Annotated in this window: 10 protein-coding genes; 7 read left to right on the top strand and 3 right to left on the bottom strand. The window is 60.5% G+C overall.

What is annotated here, in order from left to right:
* Positions 1–45: 45 nt before the first annotated feature.
* From BLW22_RS12395 to BLW22_RS12380, 4 genes are all read left to right on the top strand, one after another.
* On the top strand, positions 46–1,152 hold the full coding sequence (locus tag BLW22_RS12395; RefSeq protein ID WP_074846526.1) for an efflux RND transporter periplasmic adaptor subunit: 1,107 nt from the start codon (positions 46–48) through the stop codon (positions 1,150–1,152).
* A 2-nt stretch (positions 1,153–1,154) separates the two neighbouring features.
* A complete protein-coding gene (locus BLW22_RS12390) occupies positions 1,155–4,238 on the top strand; it encodes an efflux RND transporter permease subunit (protein WP_074846523.1) in 3,084 nt (1,027 codons plus the stop codon).
* A gap of 110 nt (positions 4,239–4,348) precedes the next feature.
* Positions 4,349–9,070: an RHS repeat-associated core domain-containing protein gene (locus BLW22_RS12385; protein ID WP_074846521.1), complete on the top strand. Its 4,722-nt coding sequence runs from the start codon at positions 4,349–4,351 to the stop codon at positions 9,068–9,070.
* Positions 9,067–9,387 (top strand): contact-dependent growth inhibition system immunity protein, encoded by a 321-nt coding sequence (locus tag BLW22_RS12380; protein WP_074846518.1) that lies wholly within the window; start codon positions 9,067–9,069, stop codon positions 9,385–9,387. The genes BLW22_RS12385 and BLW22_RS12380 overlap by 4 nt, the downstream gene beginning before the upstream one ends.
* A gap of 126 nt (positions 9,388–9,513) precedes the next feature.
* Here the strand turns inward: BLW22_RS12380 and BLW22_RS12375 are convergent, their stop codons facing one another.
* From BLW22_RS12375 to BLW22_RS12365, 3 genes are all read right to left on the bottom strand, one after another.
* A complete protein-coding gene (locus BLW22_RS12375) occupies positions 9,514–10,743 on the bottom strand; it encodes a M20/M25/M40 family metallo-hydrolase (protein ID WP_065923927.1) in 1,230 nt (409 codons plus the stop codon).
* 46 nt (positions 10,744–10,789) lie between these two features.
* Positions 10,790–11,848 (bottom strand): diguanylate cyclase, encoded by a 1,059-nt coding sequence (locus BLW22_RS12370; protein WP_065948789.1) that lies wholly within the window; start codon positions 11,846–11,848, stop codon positions 10,790–10,792.
* Between the two features lie 85 nt (positions 11,849–11,933).
* Complete coding sequence (locus tag BLW22_RS12365) at positions 11,934–12,566, bottom strand: LysE family translocator (RefSeq protein WP_074846515.1); 633 nt, start codon at positions 12,564–12,566, stop codon at positions 11,934–11,936.
* Between the two features lie 124 nt (positions 12,567–12,690).
* On the opposite strand from BLW22_RS12365, the gene BLW22_RS12360 reads away from it, so the two are divergent.
* The 3 genes from BLW22_RS12360 (at position 12,691) to BLW22_RS12350 (ending at position 16,133) form a co-directional block, all read left to right on the top strand.
* Entirely contained in the window at positions 12,691–14,103 is a 1,413-nt protein-coding gene (locus BLW22_RS12360; RefSeq protein ID WP_074846512.1) for an aminotransferase-like domain-containing protein, read from the top strand.
* Between the two features lie 234 nt (positions 14,104–14,337).
* A complete protein-coding gene (locus BLW22_RS12355) occupies positions 14,338–15,588 on the top strand; it encodes a ribonucleotide-diphosphate reductase subunit beta (RefSeq protein WP_046067981.1) in 1,251 nt (416 codons plus the stop codon).
* Between the two features lie 53 nt (positions 15,589–15,641).
* Positions 15,642–16,133, top strand: a complete 492-nt coding sequence (locus BLW22_RS12350) for a DUF1289 domain-containing protein (protein ID WP_065948623.1) — start codon at positions 15,642–15,644, stop codon at positions 16,131–16,133.
* Positions 16,134–16,137 lie beyond the last annotated feature (4 nt).

Below are 16,137 nucleotides of genomic sequence, written 5' to 3'. Positions count from 1 at the left end.
TTATGTCCATAATTTTTTGCCCAATGGTAATCCCCGGAGCCCGACATGATCCCTCTCCCCTCGCGCCTTCTCATGCCCCTGGCCGTGTTGATCGTCCTCAGCGGCTGCAACAGCCAGACCGACACCGCCGCCCAAGCGCCGCAACCGCGTCCGGTACTCGCCGCCAAGGTCGAAGCCGCCGGCACTCAGCAAAGCGCCTATACCGGCGTGGTGGCTGCGCGTACGGAAAGCGACCTGGGCTTCCGGGTCAGCGGCAAGGTCATCGAACGCAAGGTCGACCCCGGCCAGCACGTTTCCCGTGGCGACACCCTGCTGGTGCTCGACATCGGCGACTTCGAGCTGGCCCTGCGTTCGGCGAAAAACCGCGTCAACGCCGCCCAGGCACAACTGCGTCAGCGCCGTGACGATGAAAACCGCTACCAGCGCCTGGCCAGTACCGGTGCCGTGTCACGACAGATCTTCGACCAGTCGGCGACTAACTTGCGCGTGGCCGAGGCCGAGTTGGCCGCGGCGCAATCCGACGCCAGTCAGATCGAGAACCGCCGCACTTATTCGGTGCTCAAGGCCGATGGCGACGGCATCATCACCGACGTGCGGGTGGACCGCGGCCAAGTGGTCGCCGAAGGGCAAATCGTCGCGCGCCTGGCCCATGACGGTGCCCGCGAAGCCATCGTCAACCTGCCGGAAAACCAGCGCGACCAGGCCGCGCAAAAAGCCCTGGCCTTCCCCTTCGGCGCCCCGGACCAGGCGGTGACGGCGACCTTGCGCGAACTGTCGGCCAGCGCCGATCCCACCACCCGCACCTACCGCGCCCGTTATGTGCTGCACGGTAACGTCGAGCGCTTCGCCCTCGGCTCGACCATCACCGTGCGCCTGCAAGGCAACGGCCAGGCGCAACAAACCCGCGTGCCCATCGGTGCGTTGCACGATGCCGGACAAGGCACCGGTGTGTGGCTGATCGGCGCGGATGACAAGGTCAGCTTCGCCCAGGTCTCGGTCGCCAGCCTTGGCCAGGAAGACGCCCTGCTCGACAGCGGCGTGAACCCCGGCCAGGTCGTCGTCGCCCTCGGTGCGCACCTGTTGCACGGCGGCGACGCGGTGCGCCTGTTGCCCGCCCAGGTGCTGGCCCTCAACCGCAAACAGGACCAATGAGCATGCGCGGCATCAACCTCTCGGAACTGGCGGTCAAGCACCGCGCAGTCACGCTGTTTTTGATCATTGCGATCCTCGCCGCCGGGATCTTCTCGTTCGGCAAACTGGGACGCGCCGAAGACCCCTCGTTTACCGTCAAGGTCATGACCATTACCGCCGCCTGGCCCGGCGCCACTGCCCAGGAGATGCAGGAGCAGGTGGCCGACCGCCTGGAGAAGCGCCTGCAGGAACTGGACTACTACGACCGCGTCGAGACCATCGCCCAGCCAGGCTTTGTGTCGATGCGCATGACCTACAAGGAGTCCACGCGCCCCAGCGAAATCCAGGAGCTGTTCTACCAGACGCGCAAAAAACTCAGCGATGAAGCCGCGAGGCTGCCCAACGGGGTGATCGGGCCGTTCTTCAACGATGAATATTCCGATGTGTACTTCGCCCTGTACGCCCTGGAGGCCGAGCACTTGCCCCATCGGCAACAGGTGCAGATGGCCGAGGAGTTGCGCCAGGGCCTGCTCAACCTGCCGGGGGTGAAGAAGGTCAATATCCTCGGCGAGCAGGCCCAGCGGATTTTTGTCGAGTTCTCCTATGAGCGCCTGGCGACCCTGGGGATCAAGCCGGAGCAGATCTTCGCTGCCCTCGCCGCGCAGAACGCCGTGGCCCCGTCAGGTTTTGTCGAAACCGCAGGCGCGCGCGCCTATATCCGTATCGATGGTGCCTTCGATAGCCTGGCGCTGATCGAAAACGTGCCCCTGGAAGTCAACGGTCGCGTGCTGCGCATTGCAGATGTAGCCAGCGTCAGCCGCGGTTATGAAGACCCGCCCAGCTACCGCATCCGCCACCAGGGCGACCCGGCGCTGATGCTCGGCGTGATCATGGAAAAACACTGGAACGGTCTGGAGCTGGACAAAAGCCTCAAGGCCGAGGAAGCCCGGATCCAGGCGGACCTGCCGTTGGGCGTGAACTTCGCCAAAGTCTCCGACCAGGCGAAAAACATCAGCCTGGCGGTGAATGAATTCATGCTCAAATTCTTCGTTGCCCTGGCGGTGGTGATGCTCATCAGCCTGCTGGCCCTGGGCTTTCGCGTCGGCCTGGTGGTGGCGGCTGCGGTGCCGCTGACCTTGTCGGTGGTGTTTGTGATCATGCTGCTCACCGGGCGTGAGTTCGACCGCATTACCCTGGGTGCACTGATCATTTCCCTGGGCCTGCTGGTGGATGACGCCATCATCGCCATTGAAATGATGGTGGTAAAACTGGAGGAAGGTTTTGACCGGATTCATGCAGCCACCTTCGCCTGGAGCTCCACGGCGGCCCCGATGCTCACCGGTACGTTGGTGACGATCATCGGCTTTCTGCCGGTGGGATTTGCACGGTCCGGTGCGGGGGAATACGCCGGCAATATCTTCTGGATCGTCGGCTTTGCGCTGATCTCGTCCTGGCTGGTGGCGGTGGTGTTCACGCCGTACCTGGGTGTGAAGTTGCTGCCGCAGATCAAACCGGTGCCCGGTGGCCACGACGCGATTTACGCCGGGCGCTATTACCAGAAACTGCGTGATTTGGTCGAAGCCTGCGTACGCAGGCGTTGGCTGGTGACCGGGTTGGTGATCGCTGCCTTTGTACTGTGCGTACTGGGCATGGCCGTGGTGAAGAAACAGTTCTTCCCCAACTCCGACCGTTCCGAGCTGATTCTTGAGGTGTATATGCCGCCCGGCAGTGCCTTCAAGAGCACCGAGGCGGTGGCGGCGCAGTTGGAAAAGGCGCTGCTGCACGAGCCGCAGACCAGCATGGTCGACACCTATGTGGGCGGTGGTGCACCGCGTTTCTTCCTGTCGCTGAACCCCGAAATGCCGGACCCGGCGTTTGCCAAGCTGATCGTGCAGACGCCGGACTCTCACGCCCGTGACGCCTTGAAGCTGCGCATGCGTGAGCGAATTGCGGCCGGTGAGTTTCCGGCGGCGCGGGTGCGGGTCACCCAGTTGCTGTTCGGCCCGCCGGTGCCCTTCCCCGTGGTGTTCCGCGTGTCCGGCCCCAATGTGGAGGTACTGCGCGGCGTGTCCGAGGACGTGCGCAAGGTCGTTGCCGCCAACGCGCTGACCAAGGACGCCTTTCTCGATTGGGGCGAGCGCACCAGCGGTTATCGCCTGGTGCTGGATCAAGACCGCCTGCGCCTGCTCGGTTTTACCCCCAACGAGGTCAAATCCCAGCTCAATGCCTTGCTCAGCGGCAACCCGATCACCGAAGTGCGTGAGGGCAACCGCACCGTGTCCGTGGTCGCCCGCGCCCAGGGCAACCAGCGCGAGAACCTCGGCAACCTCAACAACATGACCCTGACCAACAGCGCCGGCACGTCGGTGCCCCTGGCCCAGGTCGGGCAGTTCCAGGCGGTGATGGAAGAGCCGATCCTCAAGCGCCGCAACCGCGCGAGCACCGTGGAAGTGCGTGCCGACATCATCGACGGCGTGCAACCGCCCGACGTGGAAATGGCCGTGTACAAAGACCTGCAACCGCTGATCGCCCGGCTGCCGGCCGGTTACCGGATCGACATCGGCGGCCCGGTGGAAGAAAGCGCCAAGGCCAACGTTGCGCTGGCGGCGCTGTTCCCGATCATGATCCTGCTGACCCTCACGGTGATCATGTTCCAGGTGCGTTCCTTCGGCGTGATGTTCATGGTCTTCGCCACCGCGCCGCTGGGCTTGATTGGCGCGGTGCCGACCTTGCTGCTGTTCAACCAGCCGTTCGGGTTCAACGCGATCCTGGGCTTGATCGGGATCGGCGGGATTCTGATGCGCAACACGTTGATCTTTACCGACCAGATCCGCCAGAACCAGGAGCATGGCATGGCGATCCACGCGGCGATTGTCGAGGCCACGGTGCGGCGCGCGCGGCCGGTGATATTGACCGCGCTGGCGGCGGCGCTGGCGTTTATTCCGCTGACGTTGTCGGTGTTCTGGTCGTCCCTGGCATTCGTGCTGATTGGCGGGGTGGTGGTGGGCACGGTGTTGACGCTGTTGTTTCTGCCGGCGCTGTGCAGCCTGGTGCTGGGGCGGGAGAAGACAAAAATTGTCGAAACGCCCCACGTAAGCGCCGGATAAGCGCTACTCCCCTGCCCTGAAAACCGCTGCAAAGTCCCTCGCCTGAATACACAGTGCGAGGGATTGCAGATGGTGGTTTTCGTTAAAGCCCCGTTTGAAGGGGCTGTTTCATGATCGAGGTGACCCGCCAAGCCATTGGCTACCTGGTGCTGGCCGCCATGGATTCAAAGACGCGGGACGTCGAATCCGTTCTCAGCGACTTCGGGCGCTGCCTCAATACCTACGAGACCTGGGCGGAAAGCTTCTTTAGCTTTTCGGCCCTGGATATCGAACAGGTCTTCAAGGTCGGGGATGAAGTGGCGCTCATCGCGCCGATCAACCGCGCCATCCTTCCCAGCAGCACGACCGCAATGTGCCAGGCAAACGGCACGTTGACCCTGGTGCATATGTTCCAGAGCGCTCGGTTCGTGCCCATTGGCAATACGCCCGTGATGGTGCAACGCATCGATCCAGAGGGCGGCCCCCTGGGCGAGCCGATCCACAAGACCATCGGCCCCAGCGGCATCCTCGAAATCACCGAGTGTGATCGCAACCAGCAGTACCGGGTCAGCTTCTACCCCAACGTCTCCAAAGACCATTTCAAGGCGCTGTATGCCTCTTATCAGTCGGTTATCGCCCCGCTGGACAGTTGGTTGCGCAGTGAATGGGAGACCACCTTCGAACCGTTGTGGAAGGGTTACTCCGAAGCCAGCTTCCCCAAGCGCTACCTCGCCCTGCATCAAGCCTATGCCCGCGGCTTCGGCGAAGCGCTTTATTCACTCTGGGACACTGTCAAGCAGCTGTTTCAGTGGCTTGGCGACCCGCTGGCTTATGCCGAACAACTGTTGCACTACCTGTCAGCGGACGAACTTGAAAAGCTGCTGAGCCTCGGCGCCGACGCCCTCGCCAAGGGCTTGTTGGTGCTCAGCGACGAGCCGCTGCTGTTCATCTATCTGTCGGCAATGGTCAGCTGGATGCGTCTGTTGCCACCGCCCTATATGAACGAGTTGCTCGGGGAAATCAGCGCCGACGTATTGATCAACTTGTTGCTGTGTCTCGCCACTGCCGGGATGGGGATGGCGGTTCGAATAAGTACCAACGTGCTGGGCGGCATCAAGTCTCAACGTGCGCGCCGATGGTTGGAACGCATGGCTGGGCAGTTCGGAAAATCGCCCATGGATGAGCATGTCGAGCTCGCCAAACCGGTTCTGCTGGGTGGCCCTGCGACGTCGATCAAGACCATCCCGGTTGCGCCGTTGAAGGCGGGGGAGCATGTGGTTTCGAACCCGGTGCCGGCGGTTCGCGGGAAGACTCAGCAGACGGTGTTGGTCAGGCAGGAGCCTGTCGATGATGTTCCGGTTTCAGGGAAGAATCCGAACGGGGATGCGACGGCATCTTCGGATAAGACCGTCACCAACGGCTGCCCGGTGTCGATGGTTACCGGGGAGGAATTGCTCACCCTCACCGACGGCACGTTGGATGGAATCTTGCCGTTCGAGTGGACACGGTTATATCGCACCAGTGCGGTGGAAGTGGATGTCGGGTTGGGGTTTGGCTGGAGTCATTCGCTGGCGCATCGGCTTGCGGTGTCGGGCGATTCGGTGGTGTGGACGGACCATGAGAACCGCAGTACTTCGTTTCCGATGCCGACCGTTGCTCGGCCTGCAATCACCAACAGCTTGGCCGAAGCAGCGATCTATTTGGGCGCATCGCCGGACGAACTGGTGTTGTCCCAGGCGTCGCGGTTTTATCACTTTCGCGACGGTGTGCTGGTCTCGATCAGTGATGCCTACGACAACCGGTTGCGGATTGCTCGGGATTTTCTGGGGCGTATCGAGCGGCTGGATAACGGTGCGGGGTGTGCGCTGTTCCTGCGCTATGAATCGGACCGCATCGTGGCGGTGGACTACCAGGTGCAGCGGGCCGAAGACCGTGGTCCGTATGTCTGGATTACTGAGCAGAGCATTGTTTCCTACGCCTATGACGATGCTGGCCGACTGGTCTCGGCGACCAATGCGGTAGGTGAAAGCGAGGTTTATCGCTACGACGATCAGCACGTCATTCTTGAGCGGGGCTTGGCCGGTGGGGCGAGTTTCTTCTGGGCGTGGGAACGGGCTGGCAAGGCTGCGCGATGTGTTCGGCATTGGGCCAGTTTTTCCCAGACGGACACGCGGTATGCCTGGGGGGACGACGGCCGGGTCACGCTGCATAACGCCGATGGCAGTCAGGAAGTGTACGCCCATGACGACCGGGCGCGGCTGGTGCAGCGGATTGATCCGGACGGTGCCCAGCATTTCAAATCCTACGATGCCAAAGGCCGGCTGACGGTTGAGCAGGATCCGCTGGGGGCGGTGACGGCGTATCAGTACGACGACGCCGGACACTTGGTGGCGTTGTTTCCCGGGGATGATGAGCCGACGTCCTACGAGCATGACAATGGCTTCGTACGGGTTGTAAGGCGGGGTCTGGCGGTCTGGAAGTACGAGCGCAATGACCAGGGCGACGTCATTCGTAAGATCGATCCCGACGGACATGTCACCGACTACAGCTATGACAAATACGGGCAACTGATTGGGGTTTGGTACCCGGATCACAGTTGTCAGCGGCTGGTGTGGAATGAGCGGGGGCAACTGATTGAGGAGCAGCTGCCCAATGGCGGGATCAAGCGGTATCGCTATGACGATCTTGGCCGTCAGGTGGCGCGCGAGGATGAGCATGGCGCGCTGACCCAGTATCAGTGGGACAGCGTGGGTCGCTTGGTTCGCGTCGTATTACCAGGCGGTGCATGTCGGGAATACAGCTACAACCCCTACGGAAAAATCACCGCCGAACGCGACGAATTGGGCCACGTCACCCGCTACGAATACGCCGACGGGTTGCACCTGATCAGTCGGCGCATCAACGCTGATGGCACTCAGGTCAACTACCGCTACGACAACGTGCGGTTGTTGCTGACCGAGATCGAAAACGAAGTCGGCGAGACCTACCGACTTGCTTATCATCCCAACGGACTGATCCAGCAGGAAACCAGGTTTGATGGGCAGCGTACGGCCTACGTCTACGACCTCAACGGCAACCTGCAGGAAAAGACCGAACACGGTGACGATGGCAGTCAGCTCGTTACTCGCTACGAGCGCGATCACGCCGGACGCCTCGTCAGAAAAACCCTGCCCGACGGTAGCCTTGTTGAATATGCCTACGACCGCCAGGGCAACCTCCTCAGCGTCGATGACGGCCACTGGGCGCTGGCCTACGAATACGACCGCCAAAACCGCCTCACCGCCGAACACCAGGGCTGGGGCACCTCGCGCTACGGCTACGACGCCTGCGGCCAGCTTCAACACCTGCGCCTACCCGATAACAACCGACTGGTTTTTAACCATGCGAAAGGCGGCCACCTCGCCACCATCGAATTAAACGGCGCGCTGCTGACGTCTCATCTGTTCAAGGCCGGCCAGGAACATCAGCGCCGACAAGGCCAACTCCTCAGCCACTACCACTACGACGACCAACACCGCCTGCACGCCCACGCAATCACCCAGCAACAGGACCACCTCTACCAACGCCAATACGACTACGACAAAACCGGCAACCTCACCCGCCTGCTCGACACGCGCAAAGGCGAACACCACTACCACTACGACCCACTAGGCCGCCTCACCCGCGCCGACCACTCCCAAGACCTGCAGGAACGCTTCGGCCACACACGCGCCGACAACCTGCTGATGCAAGACCGCCCCGGCCCCGACATCGTCGCCGGCAACCGCCTGATGATCCAGGGCGACCGCCACTACGACTATGACGCCTTCGGCAACCTCATCCGCGAGCGACGCGGCAAAGGCCATCAACTCGTCACCGAATACCGCTACGACTGCCAGCATCGGCTGATCGGCATCACCCAACCCAACGGCCAAACCGCCAGTTACCGCTACGACCCGTTTGGGCGGCGCATCAGCAAAACCGTTGACGGCCTAACCATGGAGTTTTTCTGGCAAGGCGACAGGCTGATTGCCGAACACCATGCGGATCGCCATCGCAGCTATCTCTATGAACCGGACAGCTTTCGCCCGCTGGCCCTACTGGATGGCTTTGGTCCACAAGACACCAAAGCCTTTCACTACCAACTCGACCACCTCGGCACACCGCAGGAACTCACCGACCCCGACGGCGACATCGTCTGGTCCGCCCACTACCGCGCCTACGGCCAGATCAGCCGACTCGACAAAGGCACAATCGACAACCCGCTACGTTTCCAGGGCCAGTACTTTGATCAGGAAAGCGGGCTGCACTACAACCGCCATCGCTACTACAATCCGGATATTGGGTGTTACCTGACGCCTGATCCGGTGAAGTTGGCGGGTGGGATCAACGCCTATCAGTACGTGCCCAATCCGACGGGGTGGGTGGATCCGTTAGGGTTAAGCTGTAAGATTGGAAATTGCCCGGATTCAAAAAACGATTTAACAAAAAAAGCACCTCCTGGAGTATTAACTACTCACGAGAAGGCTGGAGGACACCTGATTGAAAAACATGTCGGTCGAACAGACGAACAGTTAGCGGCAAGATTTGAATCAGAACCGCACATCCCAGCCTCATCTACCTTCAAAACTCTAGAAGAGGCTGAGGCTATAGTGTCCAAAAGCTTGACTGCACACCAGCAAGAAATAACTACATTTTTAAGTGGAAACAAGGAAAAACTCCTAATTAAAGGCAGCTCAAGTCAACCCGTAGGGGTAAGCATCCTAAATGGAGCAAAAAAATCCGTACCTGTTTATAAGTTCCTATTAGTCATAAAACGAGCTCCTAAAATGCCAGATGGCTATCTATTGCTAACAGGATACCCAGAAAAATGAATGAACCATTAACAGAGCTACAACAATTTTTTGGTGCTTACTTTAATCAGGATTGGGCGGAAGATCATTCATCGGCCGATGATGTCATCGATACATTTCTACTGGACTCGCCTAGAGAAATAATCATGACAGTAAAACAGGAAATTTTAGAGCTGATAAATTCGTATACCAATGAGCCAGATCTTCAAGAAAATTTACTGCATATACAGCATTGCTATTACTACTATCCATACCAATGGGCCTCAGGCCCGTTATGGCTAAATCACATAGTTCGAAAGTTTGATGAATATCTACAAAAAAACCAATACTCAACTTAAAAAGCAGCCGTATAACGATCTTTGCTATTAATATTTTGGCCTGCTGCGCAGTCCACGCAGGGCAAGCCTGCTCACCACAAGGAATGAAGGCTCAGCCAAATTGAATAGGTGAGCCTCCCAGCCTGATCAGCGTTTACTCAGTTCCATAATCATCCGACTCAGCAAGTAGATCCGCGGTGCAACACTCTCCACCTCCGCATACTCCTGCGGCGTATGAATATTCCCCCCTACAATCCCAAACCCATCCAACGTCGGCGTCCCCACCCCGGCGGACAAACTGGCATCCGCCGCCCCGCCGCTGCCTTCAATGGTCAACTTTTTACCCAACTCCCCATAGATCCCCTGGGCAATCGCCACCAGCTTGTCCGACTCCGGCGTCTGCGGCATGGGCGGCAGGCCGCGTTTGAGGGTGGTGGTCACTTCGGTTTCCGGGATCAGCTTGTTGGCGGAGACCCGCACCAGGTCCTTCTCGATCCGGTCGAACTCTTCCGGCAATGCCGCGCGTACGTCGGCCTTGGCGGTGGCTTGGTCGGGGATGACGTTGGTGCGGTCGCCCGCCTTGATGACGGTGAAGTTGATGGTGGTTTTTTTCTCTTCATCACCCAGCTTGCCCAACTGCAGGATCTGATGCGCGGCTTCCATGGCGGCGTTGCGCCCCAGCTCCGGGGCCACGCCGGCGTGGGCAGCTTTGCCTTTGACTTCGACCACGGCGGTGGCACTGCCTTTGCGCCACACCACCAGGCCGTCGGCTGGGCGGCCGGGTTCCAGGTTCAGCGTGACGTCGTGGGCCTTGGCGGTGTTGCGGATCAGTTCAGAGGCGATGTCGGAACCGGTTTCTTCGCTGGCATCGAGCAGGAAGGTAATCTGTGCATAGTCCTTGAAGCCCTGGTTTTTCAGGACTTTGAGTGCGTAGATACCGGCGACGATGCCGCCCTTGTCATCCATCACCCCGGGACCATAGGCGCGGCCGTCCTTGATGTGAAACGGCCGTTCGGCCGCCGAGCCTTCCTTGAACACGGTGTCCATGTGGGCCATCAGCAGGATTTTGGCCTTGCCGTTGCCCTTGAGGGTGGCGATCACATGGCTGCTGTTGGCGGCGGCATCCGGCACCCGTTCAATGGTGAAGCCCAGCTGTTTGAGTTCATCGACGGCGATGTCACTCACCTGGGTCAGGCCTGGCCCGTAGCCGGAACCCGAATCGATATTCACCAGGCGCTCCAGCAGTTTCAGGGCCGGGGCCTTGTACTGTTCGGCGTCCGCCTGGATCTGCCGGTGGGGTTCGGCGCTGTAGGCCGGGAGTGCGAAGGACAAGGCCAGCGTGGCGGCCAGGAGAGTACGCGGGAAGGTGAAGGGCATGAACCGGTCCTTGTTTTTTGTTGGGGTGCCGCCTCACCCTACCCCACTAGACCGACCGCAACCAAGCGCCGTGCACCGAACTGACCCGGTTGCGCCCGCTGCTCTTGGCTTCATACAGCGCCAGGTCTGCGTCGTTGAGCCACGTGGTGGAATCGGCGTGCCCCGGTTGATACGGCGCCAGGCCGATACTCAAGCTGGCGCGCAATGAAGGGTTCTGGGCGTACGCCAACGCGTTGAAGCGATCGCGCAAGGCATCCATCACTTCCGTGGCACGGTTGAGCGGCATGCCCGGTAGGATCACGCAGAATTCATCGCCGCCGTAGCGCCCGGCCAGGTCGGTGGCGCGCAGGTTCTGGCGCAGCACTTTACTGAGTTGGCGCAGCACGATGTCGCCGGTGACGTGGCCATAGGTGTCGTTGATAAGCTTGAAATGGTCGATGTCGATCAACGCAATCGCGGCCCCTTGCTGTTCGCGGCGGCAACGTTGGAACTCGATCTCCAGATGGTCTTTCCAGGCGCCATGGTTGAGCAGGCCGGTCAGGCTGTCGGTGCGACTCAGCGCCAGCAATTCGCGTTTGTGCCGGGCCAGGGTCACCGCCTGGCGGTAACAGATCCAACCCAGCGCCAGCGGGTACAGCATCAGAATCGGCAGGCAGGCATAGAGCTGGACCGGGGTGGTCGTGGCGATAAAGGCCGGCGTGAATATCAACAGCGACGTGCCGATGCCCAGCGCCTGCGCCGCCCACCCCGCCAGCATGAAGCGCGGACCGCCGATGGCGACGTTGTTCATGGTCATCATCGACAGGGTCGTCACACCGGGCAGCGGGTTGAAATGCATGGCCGCGACCCAGAAACCGCCGCAAAACGAATCGAACAGCAAATTGCGCCGCTCACTGCGCAGCGTATGGGTAGCACGCAACGAGCGCTGAAAGGCCACGACCGGCCAGACAAATGCATTGATCACCATCCAGGCCCACACCCATGGCGCCGGATCCAGCGGATACATGCCAAACACTACGCACACAAAACCGAGCGTCAGCCCTAAGGTGCGGGATTTATACAAACGGGTAGCGAGCGGAAATCCTTTTCCTCCGACGGCAGGCATGGAGGGCTGTAATCCTGGATGAATGCCTGGAGTCTATCAGGGCGCCAGCAATTCGCCACTACTGCTCATTCCCCATCCAAACCATTCAGTGGGGAAAACCGCGGGCCAGCATCAACGCCACACCCAGCAACAGCACCGCAGTAATCCGCTGCAACAGCACACGGCGCCTGGGGTTTTCCAGCACGTGCTTGATGCGTTGGCCGAAGTAGCAATACAGGCAACCGCTGGCAAATTGCAGCACCAGGAAGGTCGCCCCGAGGATGGCGATATCCACCGCCGAACGTTGCTCCCCTGCCCCGGCGAACTGTGGGAATACAGCGCTGAACATGATGAGGGTCTTGGGGTTGGAGAACCCGGTCAGCAAACCCTTGCCGAACAAGCGGCGTGCGCCCTCTACTCCAGCGGCCTTATCCATGGCGGCACCGCTGCTGGTCCATTGTTTGTAGGCCAGGTAAAGGATGTAGACCACGCCGATTATCTGGATGCTCTGGGTGATGGCGAGATTGCCCTTGATCAGTGCCGAAAAGCCCACGGCAAAGATCAGGATCGAAATCAGGTACGACACACTGGCGCCGAATTGGGCCGGCAGCGAACTGCGCAGGCCGTCCTTTAAGCCCAAGCTCAACAGCAGCAGGGTCATGGGGCCAGGGCTGAAGGTCATGGTGGCGCAAAACAGCAGGAAGTAGAGAAACGAAGAGAGCGTCAATGCGCTGGTCATGGCCTTGGACCCAGGGTGAGAAGGCCTGCAGTGTAGGCAAGCGCCGTTGCACAAGGCAGGTAAAGTCAGGCCTAATCCGGCCAAACTTCACCGGTAAAAGCACCGGCAAACACAAGGACAGTTTATGTTTGTATCCGCCATCGCGTTCGTGGACGGCACACCCAAGGTGCAGCAGATCGTCGAGGCGTTCAGCCAGCGCATCGAGAGCGGCGAATGGGCGCCCGGCAGCAAGTTGCCGTCGGTGCGGGAGTTGACCCAGACCCTGGGCGTCAGCAAGTTCACCCTCAACGAAGCCCTGGACCGCCTGCGCGGGCGCAACCTGCTGACCTCCAGGCAGGGGCGTGGCTACTTCGTGGCGATGGACAGCACGCGTCCGGTCTCGGTGGCGTGGGTCGACCTGCTGCCCCAGGACCTGCTCAGCGTGCTGCGTCGCCCGCTGGTCACCGCCGGCGGCGAGCTGCGCCCCGGCGGCGGCCACCTGCCGGAAGCCTGGCTGGACGCCGAGGGCATCCGCCAGGCCATGCGCAGCGTGGTGCGCACGCCGTCGTTGCGCATCGCCGGGCTGGGCACGCCCGCCGGGCTGCTGCCCTTGCGCCTGGCCCTGCAACAGAAGCTGCACGCCGACGGTTTGTCGGTCCCGGTGGAACAAATCATCACCACCCCCAACACCCTGCAGGGCCTGGACATGCTCATGCGCCTGCTCGCCAGGCCCGGCGACACGGTGCTGCTGGACGCACCGTGCTATTTCAACTTCCACGCCAACCTGGCGCTGCACGGCGTCAAGGTGGTGACCATCCAACGCCGCCCCGACGGTTTCGATTTCACCGCCCTCGAACAACTGCTGGCCGAACACCGTCCGAGCCTGTACCTGACCACCAGCGTGCTGCATAACCCGACCGGCCACTCCTTCAGCCCCAGCCAGGCGTTTCGCCTGTTGCAACTGACCCAGCAGTACCACTGCCATATCGTCGAGGACGATCTTTACGGCGACCTGCACCCCAACCCGCCGCCACGCCTGGCCACCCTCGCCGGGCTGGACCAGGTCACCTACCTGTCGGGTTTCTCGAAGATCCTCAGTGCCAACACCCGCGTCAGCTTCGTGGTGGCCGCGCCGCAACTGGCCGCCAACCTGACCAATATGAAGTTGATGAGCGGCGGCGTGACCTCGGAACTGTTCGAGCAGATCGTCTACCGCATGCTCAGCGAAGGCAGCTACGCCAAGCACCGCAAGCGCATGGTCCAACGCCTGATGGAAGCCGGCGGGCGCGTGGAGCAATGGCTGCGGCGCTGCGGGTGCGAGTTGCCGATGGCCTATGAGGGCGGGATGTTTATCTGGGCACGCCTGCCAGCGGGTGTGAACGGCGAATGGTTGGCCCAGGAAGCGTTGAAACGCAGCCTGGTACTGGCGCCGGGCGCGCTCTTCGGCTACGACCCGGCCCATCGCGATTCGATGCGTTTCAACGTGGCCCACAGTGATGAGCCACGGGTGCAGCAGGTGTTTGAAGCGCTGTTACTCGAGGCTGCGGGCGGGTCCTGAACGACAGCGGCGGTTCTGCCACCCCCTGCGACGTTCGATCCTTTCTTGTTCGTTGACCCATTCTGTTACACACCATATAGTGTGCCAACAAACAGAACAGACCACTACATAGTGTGCAGCATCGGTAATCACCGACCACACTCTGCGCAGTATTTCAATGCCTGGCAGCCTGCAGATCGTATTTTTTTGGACGGGTTCACATGCCGTCAAAACAGAACAGAAGGGAGTATTTCAATGCTGAGTTGGGATGAAGTCGACAACGAGGACACCGGTGCAGCCGTGATCAAAGGCGCCAACGCCGGCCACGCCAGCGAAGCCAACATGGACCGCCTCGACGGTGCCGGTGCCGCTGCCGCCATCGAAGCACGCGCCGTCACCGCCAGTGACTCCGCCGCCATCGTGCGCGCCAAGGCCGCCTTGGACAAACTCGACGTCGCCGAAGGCCTCGCCGAACTCGAAGGCGCCTCCGCCCGCGTCGCCGTTGACGAAAAGCGCATGATCAACTGCCGCGCCGACCTCAACCAACTCGTGCCCTTCAAGTACGACTGGGCCTGGCAGAAGTACCTCGACGGCTGCGCCAACCACTGGATGCCGCAAGAGGTCAACATGACCGCCGACATCGCCCTGTGGAAAAACCCCGAAGGCCTGACCGACGACGAACGCCGCATCGTCATGCGCAACCTCGGCTTCTTCTCCACCGCCGACTCCCTGGTCGCCAATAACTTGGTCCTGGCCGTGTACCGCCTGATCACCAACCCGGAGTGCCGCCAGTACATCCTGCGCCAGGCCTTCGAAGAAGCGATCCACACCCACGCCTACCAGTACTGCATCGAATCGTTGGCCATGGATGAAGGCGAGATCTTCAACATGTACCACGAGATTCCATCGGTGGCTAAGAAGGCAGCCTGGGGCCTGAAATACACCCGCTCGATCTCCGATCCGAAGTTCGAAACCGGCACCGTCGACACCGACAAGGAACTGCTGCGCAACCTGGTCGCCTACTACTGCGTGCTGGAAGGCATCTTCTTCTACTGCGGCTTCACCCAGATTTTGTCCATGGGCCGCCGCAACAAAATGACCGGCGTGGCCGAGCAGTTCCAGTACATCCTGCGCGATGAGTCGATGCACCTGAACTTCGGTATCGACGTGATCAACCAGATCAAGATCGAAAACCCACACCTGTGGGATGCCGAGATGAAGGAAGAAGCGACCCAGATGATCCTGCAGGGGACTCAGCTGGAGATTGAATATGCGCGGGATACCATGCCGCGCGGGGTGCTCGGTATGAACGCCGCGATGATGGAAGACTATTTGAAGTTCATCGCTAACCGTCGCCTGTCGCAGATTGGCTTGAAGGAAGAGTATCCGGGGACGACTAACCCGTTCCCGTGGATGAGTGAAATCATGGATTTGAAGAAAGAGAAAAACTTCTTCGAAACCCGTGTGATCGAGTATCAGACCGGCGGTGCGCTGAGCTGGGATTGATTAAAAAACGGCCCCTTTCTGGGGCCGTGTTGTTTCACTTGTCGATATTTTTTATGCCCAATCAAACCATCAAGACCCCCTGCGTCGGCCTGTGCTCCACCGTTTACGGGGACCTGGTCTGCCGAGGCTGCAAGCGTTATCACCATGAAGTGATCCAGTGGAATGGCTACAACGCCGAGGAAAAGCAGGCGGTATGGCTGCGCCTTGAGCAGTTGCTGGTGCAGGTGATGGCCAGCAAACTGGAAGTGTTCGACCCGCAGCGCCTGCGCCAGCAACTGGAAGACCGCAAGATTCGCTTTATGCCGCACCAGTCGCCGTATTGCTGGGCGTACCAGCTGATTGCCCGGGGCGCGCGGGTGATTTCCAGGCTGGACGCCTATGGGTTGGCGTTGTTGCCGGAGTTTCGCGAACGCAGCCTGGCGGATTTGCGCGATGCCATTGACCGGGAGTTTTTCCTGCTGTCCGAGGCGCATTACGAGCGGTATATCGCCCCGGGGTTTATACGCGAAGTGTTCGGTCAGCCCCTCATCGCCAGCAGCATGTGACCGT

Source organism: Pseudomonas marginalis (genome assembly GCF_900105325.1).
Taxonomy (GTDB): Bacteria; Pseudomonadota; Gammaproteobacteria; order Pseudomonadales; family Pseudomonadaceae; genus Aquipseudomonas; species Aquipseudomonas marginalis.
The sequence above is the reverse complement of the archived record's forward strand: the minus strand, read 5'-3'. Positions and strand labels throughout refer to the sequence as shown.

Excerpts from the sequence above, each read along its gene's own strand:
- BLW22_RS12395 (WP_074846526.1), top strand. The coding sequence starts at position 46 with ATGATCCCTCTCCCCTCGCGCCTTCTCATGCCCCTGGCCGTGTTGATC.
- BLW22_RS12390 (WP_074846523.1), top strand. The coding sequence starts at position 1,155 with ATGCGCGGCATCAACCTCTCGGAACTGGCGGTCAAGCACCGCGCAGTC.
- BLW22_RS12385 (WP_074846521.1), top strand. The coding sequence starts at position 4,349 with ATGATCGAGGTGACCCGCCAAGCCATTGGCTACCTGGTGCTGGCCGCC.
- BLW22_RS12380 (WP_074846518.1), top strand. The coding sequence starts at position 9,067 with ATGAATGAACCATTAACAGAGCTACAACAATTTTTTGGTGCTTACTTT.
- BLW22_RS12375 (WP_065923927.1), bottom strand. The coding sequence starts at position 10,743 with ATGCCCTTCACCTTCCCGCGTACTCTCCTGGCCGCCACGCTGGCCTTG.
- BLW22_RS12370 (WP_065948789.1), bottom strand. The coding sequence starts at position 11,848 with ATGCCTGCCGTCGGAGGAAAAGGATTTCCGCTCGCTACCCGTTTGTAT.
- BLW22_RS12365 (WP_074846515.1), bottom strand. The coding sequence starts at position 12,566 with ATGACCAGCGCATTGACGCTCTCTTCGTTTCTCTACTTCCTGCTGTTT.
- BLW22_RS12360 (WP_074846512.1), top strand. The coding sequence starts at position 12,691 with ATGTTTGTATCCGCCATCGCGTTCGTGGACGGCACACCCAAGGTGCAG.
- BLW22_RS12355 (WP_046067981.1), top strand. The coding sequence starts at position 14,338 with ATGCTGAGTTGGGATGAAGTCGACAACGAGGACACCGGTGCAGCCGTG.
- BLW22_RS12350 (WP_065948623.1), top strand. The coding sequence starts at position 15,642 with ATGCCCAATCAAACCATCAAGACCCCCTGCGTCGGCCTGTGCTCCACC.